8 protein-coding genes are annotated in these 8,507 nt (G+C 69.9%); 2 read left to right on the top strand and 6 right to left on the bottom strand.

All coding sequences use genetic code 11. The features are described from left to right. The 5 genes from AC27VN_RS24600 to AC27VN_RS24580 form a co-directional block, all read right to left on the bottom strand. Positions 1–455 (bottom strand): alpha/beta hydrolase (locus AC27VN_RS24600; protein ID WP_490878209.1); only part of this gene is annotated, 455 nt, incomplete at its 3' end. Continuing rightward, on the bottom strand, positions 452–1,795 hold the full coding sequence (locus tag AC27VN_RS24595; RefSeq protein WP_490878208.1) for an amidohydrolase family protein: 1,344 nt from the start codon (positions 1,793–1,795) through the stop codon (positions 452–454). The genes AC27VN_RS24595 and AC27VN_RS24600, both read right to left, overlap by 4 nt. 4 nt (positions 1,796–1,799) lie before the next feature. Then, positions 1,800–3,323: an FAD-dependent oxidoreductase gene (locus AC27VN_RS24590; protein ID WP_490878207.1), complete on the bottom strand. Its 1,524-nt coding sequence runs from the start codon at positions 3,321–3,323 to the stop codon at positions 1,800–1,802. A gap of 24 nt (positions 3,324–3,347) precedes the next feature. Further along, positions 3,348–4,421 (bottom strand): porin, encoded by a 1,074-nt coding sequence (locus AC27VN_RS24585; RefSeq protein ID WP_490878206.1) that lies wholly within the window; start codon positions 4,419–4,421, stop codon positions 3,348–3,350. A gap of 32 nt (positions 4,422–4,453) precedes the next feature. Continuing rightward, positions 4,454–5,776: an MFS transporter gene (locus AC27VN_RS24580; protein WP_490878205.1), complete on the bottom strand. Its 1,323-nt coding sequence runs from the start codon at positions 5,774–5,776 to the stop codon at positions 4,454–4,456. Between the two features lie 158 nt (positions 5,777–5,934). On the opposite strand from AC27VN_RS24580, the gene AC27VN_RS24575 reads away from it, so the two are divergent. Further along, positions 5,935–6,894 (top strand): LysR family transcriptional regulator, encoded by a 960-nt coding sequence (locus tag AC27VN_RS24575; RefSeq protein ID WP_296782104.1) that lies wholly within the window; start codon positions 5,935–5,937, stop codon positions 6,892–6,894. 2 nt (positions 6,895–6,896) lie between these two features. On the opposite strand, the gene AC27VN_RS24570 is transcribed toward AC27VN_RS24575, so the two are convergent. Further along, complete coding sequence (locus AC27VN_RS24570; protein ID WP_296782103.1) at positions 6,897–7,439, bottom strand: hypothetical protein; 543 nt, start codon at positions 7,437–7,439, stop codon at positions 6,897–6,899. A gap of 183 nt (positions 7,440–7,622) precedes the next feature. On the opposite strand from AC27VN_RS24570, the gene AC27VN_RS24565 reads away from it, so the two are divergent. After that, positions 7,623–8,507: LysR family transcriptional regulator (locus tag AC27VN_RS24565; protein WP_490878204.1), on the top strand; the 885-nt coding region annotated here is incomplete at its 3' end.

Genomic DNA, 8,507 nt, shown 5'->3' with positions numbered 1-8,507 from the left:
TCGCCGCCGAGCATCTCCGCATGGTCCAGCGCCCAGCGGGTCGCGGCCAGGGCATCGTCGTGCGCGGCCGGGAACGGGTGCTCGGGCGCCAGCCTGTAGTCCACCGAGACCACCACGGCTTCCACGTCGCGGCAGAGCTTGCGCGCGATGTCGTCCATCAGCTCGACGCTGCCGAGCACGAAGCCGCCGCCGTGCAGGAACACCACGGTCGGCAGCACGGGCTCGGCCGAGACGGGCCGGTAGACCCGCACCGGCACGCGCAGGCCCTGGTGTTCGGCGACGCGGTCCTCGGTGGAAGCCACGACCGGCAGCGTCGTGCGCCCGCGCGCCGCCATCACCGCGCGGCGCATGCGTTCGCGCGCCTCGCCGGGCGTGCCGGAGAACGGCGGTGGCGCCTTGTTCGCGCGCATCGCCGCGACGATCGCGGCGAGCTGGGGATCGAGCGGCGCGGTCATTGAAGCCCCAGCACGTAGGCCTGCGAGTCCGCCGCGCGCCGACGCAGCCGATCGAGGTCCACATCGAGCAGGCGGCCGTCGCGCTTCACCGGCCGCCCCGCGACGAACACGCTGTCGACATTGCCCGGATGCGCCGCCAGCACCACCGCGCCGACCGCGTCCGAGACCGGCGCCAGGTTCAGATCGTCGGCGCGGATCAGCACCACGTCGGCCTGCTTGCCCGGCGTGAGCGAGCCCACCTTGTGCGCGAGCCCGTTCGCCTGCGCACCGGCCAGGGTGGCGAAGCCCAGCACGTCGCGCAGGCCCAGCGTCGCCGGGGCATTCTTCGTCTTCGAATGGCCGCCGCCCATCCACGAGCGGTAATAGGCCAGGGCGTGGCGCATCTGCGTGAACATGTCGCCCGCGCACTTGGTCTCGGTGTCGCCGCTGAGGCTGGGCCGGATACCCACGGCCAGCAGCCGGTCGAACGGGATGTCGCCCATGCCCTGCGCATTGAGCTCGCAGTGCACGCCGAGCGAGGCGCTGACGCCGGCGTCGGCCATCATCGAGAACTCGTCGTGGTGCGAGCAGCAGCAGTGCACGAAGGTCAGGTCGTCGCCGAGCACGCCGGCCTCGTGCATCTGCGCGATGCCGCGCACGGCGGCGTTGCGTGCGTAGGCGCCCATGTGGATGCTCGAGCGGATGCCGAGTTCGCGCGCCAGTCGCAGGTCGCCGAGCCAGGTCTCGCGCCGCGCCATCTCGGGGCCGCGCGCGGCCATCGCGAGCGTGAGCAGCTGGTCGTCGCTCGAGAAGTAGCGCTCGCGCAGCCGCCGGATGTCCTGCGGATGGCCGCGCTCGCTGCCGAACATCCACGAGGCGCCGTCGACCAGCGGCCAGCCGTGCGCGAACACGCCGCGGATGCCGGCGTCGCGCAGCGCCGCGATCGCCGCGTCGGAATGCTCGGGGCTGTTCTGCACGTGCGACCAGTCGAGCATGGTGGTGATGCCGCTGTCGAGTGCCGCGACCGCGCCCAGCAAGGTGCCGGTGTAGACGTCCTCGGGCCGGTAGGCCGCGCCCTTGGCGCCCAGCATCTCGGCGAAGTAGACCTGCGAATCGATGTCGGCATAGCGATGCCGCACGCAGCTCTGCCAGGTGTGGCGATGCGTGTCCACGAAACCGGGCAGCACGATCATGCGGTCCGCCTCGATCCGCTCGGCCTGGGGGGCATCGATGCTGGGCGCGATCGCGACGATGCGCTGGCCCTCGATCAGCACGTCGCCACGGCGCAGCTCGCCGATGGCCGGGTCCATGCTCAGTACCCAGCCGCCCGCGATCAGCAGTGGCCTGTGGTCGTTCTTCATCGCATCACCTCCTCATCCAGCGCGAGAGTTCGGTCTCGACCTCGGCGGCGCGCGTCACGTCCGCGGTGGCCCAGGCCACATAGGCATCGGGCCGCACCAGCATCGCCTGCACGCCGCGCATGGCGGGCGGCACGCGCGCCACGCGGGCCGGCAGCAGGGTCACGGGCAGGCCCTTCAGGTCCAGCGATTCGAACTGGCGCGAATTGCCTTCGAGATCGAGCAGCAAGAAGCGCCGCTTGCGCAGCAGCTCGGCGACGCGCACCGAGCGGCCGTCGCGCGTGACGAGGTCGAAGTCGGGCAGCCGCTGGCCGGCCAGCGGGTGGCGATCGGCTTCTCCCGCGCGACCGGGGTAGGGCTGTTCGAGCCCGCACAACTCCAGCACCAGCTGGCGTTGCACTTCGGGCAGCGGAATGATGTGCCGCGCGAGCCGGCGCTTGAGCGCCACCGCGTCGGGCTCGAAATTGAACTGCAGCACGCACTGGGCCTTCACGCTCTCGAGCAGCGCATGCATCACCGGCAGGCGTTCGGCGTCGTAGCTGTCCAGCGTGGCCTCGTCGGCCACGCCCGTGACGACGTTCGCGAGCTTCCAGCCCAGGTTGAAGGCATCCTGCAGGCAGAAGTTCATGCCGACGCCACTGGCCGGGTAGTGGATGCGCGCCGATTCGCCGACCAGGAACACGCGCCCCTGGCGCAGGCGCGGCACGGCGCGCATCTGATCGTCGAAGCGAGAGGCCCAACGGAAGCCCTCGATGCCGTAGTCGCTGCCGAGCACGTCGCGCAGGCACTGCCTGGCCTCCTCGAGCGTCACCGGCTCGTCCTTGGCGGCATGGCGCCGGTCGCGGTGCACGATGTTGAAGCGCGTGATGCCTTCGCCGAAGGCATAGCCGCGCACCCAGCCCATTTCGTTGTCGGCGCCGGTGCGCCCGCCGGGCCAGGGCGCGCTGAGCTCGGCATCGATCACGATGCCGCGGAAGGTGCCCGAGTGGCCCTCGAAGGGCATGCCGCACTGGGTTCGCACGGTGCTGCGGCCGCCGTCGGCGCCCACCAGGTAGCTGGCGCGCAGCGTCGATACCGCGCCCGATGGGTCGGCCACCTCGATCTCCACGCCCTCCATGTCCTGCCGCACCGTGCGCAGCTCGGCACCGCGGCGAAGCTCGGCGCCGCTGTCGGCCGCCCAGTCCCAGAGGATCTCCTCGGTCATGTTCTGCGGCAGTCCGAGCGTGAAGCCGAAGCGGGTGTCGAGGTGCTCCCACTCGATCGACTGGAAACCGGCCCAGATGTGGCTCGAACGGAACGGGTAGTCGAGGATCTGCCTCGTCCGCTCGATGAAGCGATCGGCGATGCCGCGCGCATCGAACAGCTCGAGCACGCGCGGCAGCAGCGTGCCCGCGCGCGACTGCACGCCCTCGATGCGCCGCTCCAGCACCAGCGTGCGCGCGCCCGAACCCGCCAACTCGGCCGCCACGGTCAGGCCCGAAGGGCCGCCACCGACGACGATCACGTCCCACTGCATTGAATCTCCTGTCACTCGATCTCCTTGGAAGAAAGCTTTTTAGAAGGCGTGCGTCATGCCGACTTCGAACGCCGACTGGCGGCGGCCGCCCGCGACGGCCTGGCTGCGCAGCACCGCCTTCTGCCCGGGCCCCGACTTCTGCAGCACGCCGAGCAAGTACAGGCTCGTGCGCTTGGACAGCGCGTAGTCGACATGGCCATGGACCTGATCCCAGCGGTAGCTCGCGAGCTTCGTGAGCGAATAGCCGCCGCCGATGCGCAACTGGTTCGTGAGGTACTTGTAGGCACCGACATCGAGGGTTCGCGCCGTCTCGGTCTGCTGCAGTCCGGCCGCCGACAGGCGCGTGTGGCTGTAGTTGCCCATCCAGCGCCAGCCGTCGCTGGTGTAGGCCAGCCCGACCGTGGCCGTGTCCTGCGTCTGCGACAGCGTCGTGCCCGGGGCCTTGGTGAAGTCGACGCCGTAGAGGCTGGGTACGCCGAGCCGGGTCGCGGGCGCGTACGGGATGCCCTTGACCGACTCCCAGATCGCGAGCGCCTGCAGCGGACCGCTGGCATAGCTGAGTTCCGCGCCGACGGCGCGCCCGACGTTGGTGGTCGAATCCGGCTCCGCGAAGCCGTACATGGCGCCGAACTGGAATCCGCCGAACACCGGCGACTTGTACTTGACCAGGTTGCTCAGCGAGTTGCCGACCGTGCGGTCCAGGTTGCCGGGATGCGTGGCGAGCAGCGAGGTGTAGCGCTCCGAGGTGAAGGGCGTCGCGTCGGCGAGCAGGTCGTACATCGCGCCCAGGGTGAGCGTGCCCCAGGTGCCCGAACTCAGGCCCATGTAGCTCTCGAGCGGCGCGAGGGTTCCGCTGTCGACGAAGACCGAGTTGCTCCAGCGGAAGATCGCGCGCAGGTCGCCGCCCAGCGATTCGCTGCCGGTCAGCGCCAGGAAGGGCGCGGCATGTGTGGACGTCATCTGCAGCTGGCTGCGGCCGCCCGAGTCGCGGGTGTAGAGCACGCCGCTGCCGAGAAGGCCCGACAGCTTGAGTTCCGATTGCGCCTGCGCGCCTTGGGCCAGCGAGAGTCCCGACAGGGCGAGCAGCAGGGCCTGGGTGTAGCGTTGGATCATGAGGGTGTGGCTCCCGGAAGGCTGCTGCGGGATCACGACGACATCCGCCGCTCGAGGGCCACGCCCGAGGTCTCGCGCCGCGCGAGCCGGCCGCCGAGCAGCAGCGCCGCGCCGACCGCGATGCAGCCCGACAGCGCGAACACCGTGGCCATCGCCGAGGGCAGGGCCAGCGCCTGGCCGTCGTAGAGATGGCGGGCCACCAGTGCGATCAGCGTGGGCGAGCCCGACTGGGCGATCAGCCCGTTGAGCACCAGCACGATCGCCATCACCATGCCGATGCCGCCGGCCGGCACGGTGCGCGCCACGAAGGTCGAAGCGACCGCCATGAAGCTCCACGAGCACAGCACCACCAGCGCGTCGAGCAGCCAGAAGGCCGTGAGATCCCCAGTCAGGCACATCGACACGCTGAACAGCGTGGTGGCCGCGGCCACCACCGCGCCGATGCGCGCGACCGCCGCGAGTCCTGTGGCGCGGTCGAGCGCCACGCCGACCAGCCACAGCCCGAGCGGGCCCATGGTCAGCAGCAGGCCGCCCTGCATCAGGCCGATGTCGCGCAGCTCCAGGCCCCAGCGGCGCGCGATCATGGTGGGTATCCAGGCCGCCATGCCGAAGCCGATCATCGAGCTGCCGACCGCGAAGGCGAACAGCGGCACGAACAGCCGCCGCTGGCCGGCCAGCCAGCGCAGCACGGTGCGCAGGCTCTCCTGCGGACGGGCGGCCGCATCGCGCTGCGAGCGCGGATCCTTGAAGCAGAAGATCAGCAGGCTCAGCGGCAGGCCGGCCACGCCGATCATGAACAGCGTCAGCTGCCAGGCCGAGACCTCGCCGACGAAGGGCAGCGCATGGATGCCCGAGGCCTGCACCAGGTGCAGGAGTGGACCGCCCAGCACCAGCGACAGGCCGGTGCCCAGCATCATCGACATGGTGTAGACCGAGAGCGCGCGGGCGCGTCGCTGGTCGTCCACGCCGTCGCGGATCAGCGAGTAGGAGGAGGGCGGCGTCAGCGCCTCGGCCGCGCCGACGACGGCGCGCGCGATCACCAGCGCGATGAAGGCGGTGGCCGCCGCGTTGGCCGCCACCGCCGCCGACCAGACCAGCACGCCGGTGGCGATCACGAGGCGGCGGTCGAAGCGGTCGGCCAGCCAGCCGGCCGGCAGGCCGACCAGGATGTTGGCGACCGCGAAGGCGGTGCCGATCAGGAAGCTGATCTGGATGTCGCTGACGCCAAAGTCGCGCTGGATCGGACCGACCATCAGAACCAGGATGTTCTTGTCGATCTGCGCCAGCATGTTCAGCAGGGTCAGGCAGGCCACCAGGGCCCACTGCGCGAGTGCGCGCTTGCGTTGGTCTTGCATCTTGTCTTGTCTCCGGTTGCTTGTTCTGCGAGCTCGCGATGGCTCGTTGGTGGCGGATGATCCGGGCCGGCGATGCATATGCAAAATTCATTCTTTAAATTCGATGCATTTGCCGCGCAAATTCCTGGAAGATCCCGCGCGAATCAAGGAGACGACCCATGCGCTTCAACAAACTCGACCTCAACCTGCTGGTGGTGCTCGATGCGGTGCTGACCACGCGCAGCGTGAGCCGCGCCGCCGAGCGGCTGTACCTGAGCCAGCCGGCGACCAGCCTGTCGTTGAGCCGGCTGCGCGAGTACTTCGAAGACGAGCTGCTGGTGCCGGTCGGCAAGACGCAGGTGCCGACCGCGCTCGCCAACGAGCTGATGAAGCCGGTGCGCGACGTGCTGCTGCAGCTGCAGACCATCACGCGCGCGCGGCCCGGCTTCGACCCAGCCACCTCGACGCGGCGCTTCACCATCGAGTCCTCGGACTACGTGATCAGCGTGCTGCTGTCCGAGGTGGTGCGGCGCGCCGCGACGCTCGCGCCGCTGATGCAGTTCGACCTGCGCGCCATGAGCCCGCAGATGCGCGAGCACCTCGACAGCGGCGAGATCGAGCTGCTGATCTCGCCCGATTTCGCGATCGTGCCCGGGCATCCGTCCGAGCCGCTGTTCGAGGACACCTTCTCGTGCCTGCTGTGCCTCGACCAGGCCGTGAAGGGCAAGCGGCTCGGCGCCGAGCAGTACTTCGAGTCCGCCCACGTCGGCATCGAATGGGCCGGCGGCCGGCGCGTGACCTTCGACGCGCGGCTCATCTCCACCGGCCGGCGCACGCGCCGCCAGGACGTGATCGCGCCCAACTTCACGCTGGTGCCCGAGCTGCTGCTCGGCACCGCGCGCATCGCCACCCTGCCGACGCGGCTCGCGCACCAGATGGCGCGGCGCTTTCCGCTGCAGGTGCAGCCCTGTCCGGTCGAGATCCCGGGCTTCACCGAGAAGCTGCAGTGGCACAGGCACCAGGACCGCGACCCGGCGATCGTCTGGCTGCGCTCGCTGCTGCGCGAGACCGCGCAGGGGCTGCCCGAATTGAAGAGCCTGAAGGCCGCGCGTTCAGCGGCGCCGCGGCGGCGCGCCTGAACTCAGTGCACCACCTCGGCCGGCGGCAGCAGCCGGTCGATGCGCTCGCGCAATGACTCGGCGCGTTCGGTGCCGGCGGTCTTCTCGACCTCGGTCAGCATCAGCGCGGCGATGGTCAGCATGGCCTCGCGGTCGCGCGCCTCGCGCAACGCGTCGCGCATCTGCAGCGCGAAGCGCGGATCGCGGCGCACGAACATGCGCTCGCAGATGTCGAACAGGAACATGCGCGTGGTGGCCAGCGAGCGCTTGCCGTCGAAGGTGTCGGCGGCGGTCGAGACGTGGATGGGTTCGACGGCCGGCGCGGGCTGCGGTGCGGGCGTTGCCTCGGCCGCGGCTTCGGCCGCTTTCGGATCGTGCAGGTAGCCGCGCTCCACCAGCGTCATCAGCGCCTGCTCGGCTTCGCCGCGGCTCGCGAACAGCGGGCTGAAGTCGGTCAGCGAACGGCGGCCGTCGGCCATCAGCAGCAACGCCCGTTCGCGCTGGCTCAGGGTGCGCTGTCCGCCCTGGAGTTCGTCGCGCGCCTTGTCGGTCTTGGTGGGAAACATGCGGTGCCGCCGGGTCCGGGATGGATCCCGAGCTTCGGGGATGCGCGTGACACCTTCATGAAGCGCCGAAAACCAAAGGCCTCAAGGAATGTCGATCCGCCAAAGGGTTGTACCGCTGCCATGGCAGCCGGGCTCCGTGCTTCAATTTCTTCGCCTCGCGAAAATCAACAAAGGGAGTCAGCCATGCGTTTCCACAAGCTCGATCTGAACCAGCTCGTGATCCTCGATGCCCTGCTGTCCGAACGCAGCGTCGGGCGTGCCGCCAGGCGGCTCTACCTGAGCCAGCCCGCCACCAGTTGCGCCTTGAGCCGCCTGCGCGAGTACTTCGAGGACGACCTGCTGGTCATGGTCGGAAAGGCCCAGGCGCTGACGCCGCTGGCCTGCGAACTGCAGCAGCCGATCCGCGACGTGCTGCTGCAGGTGCAGACCATCACGCGCATCCGGCCCTCGTTCGACCCGACGACCTCGGCGCGGCATTTCACGCTCGAATCGTCGGACAACGTCATGCTGGTGTTCCTGCAGGAAGCGGTGCGCCAGGCCGCGCTGCGCGCGCCGCTGATGGAATTCGACCTGCGCCTGCTCGGCGCGCGCTCCAAGGAGCACCTGGACAGCGGCGACATGGAGCTGCTGATCTGCCCCGATTTCGCGGCCGTGCCGGGCCATCCGATGGAGCCGCTGTACGAGGAGTCCTTCTCCTGCGCGGTATGGACCGGCCATCCGACGGTGCGCGACCGGCTGGACGTGGCGCAGTACTTCGACTGCGGGCACGTGGGCCTGGCCTGGCCCGACGGACGGCGCGTGACGGTGGACGCCCACGTGGTCGAGATCGGGCGGCACAAGCGGCGCCAGGAGGTCATCGCACCGAACTTCGCGCTGATGGCGGAGATGGTGCTCGGCACTTCGCGCATCGCGACCCTGCCCACGCGGGTGGCGTTGAAGATGGCCGAACGCTTGCCGCTGCGCGTGCTGCCTTGCCCGATCGAGCTGCCGCACTTTCATCAAGTGCTGCAATGGCACAAGTTCCTCGAGCGGGACCCGGCGCTGGGGTGGCTGCGCGCGCTGCTGCTG

It is taken from the genome of Variovorax sp. 20P10.2.4 (assembly GCF_058244205.1).
The sequence above is the reverse complement of the archived record's forward strand: the minus strand, read 5'-3'. Positions and strand labels throughout refer to the sequence as shown.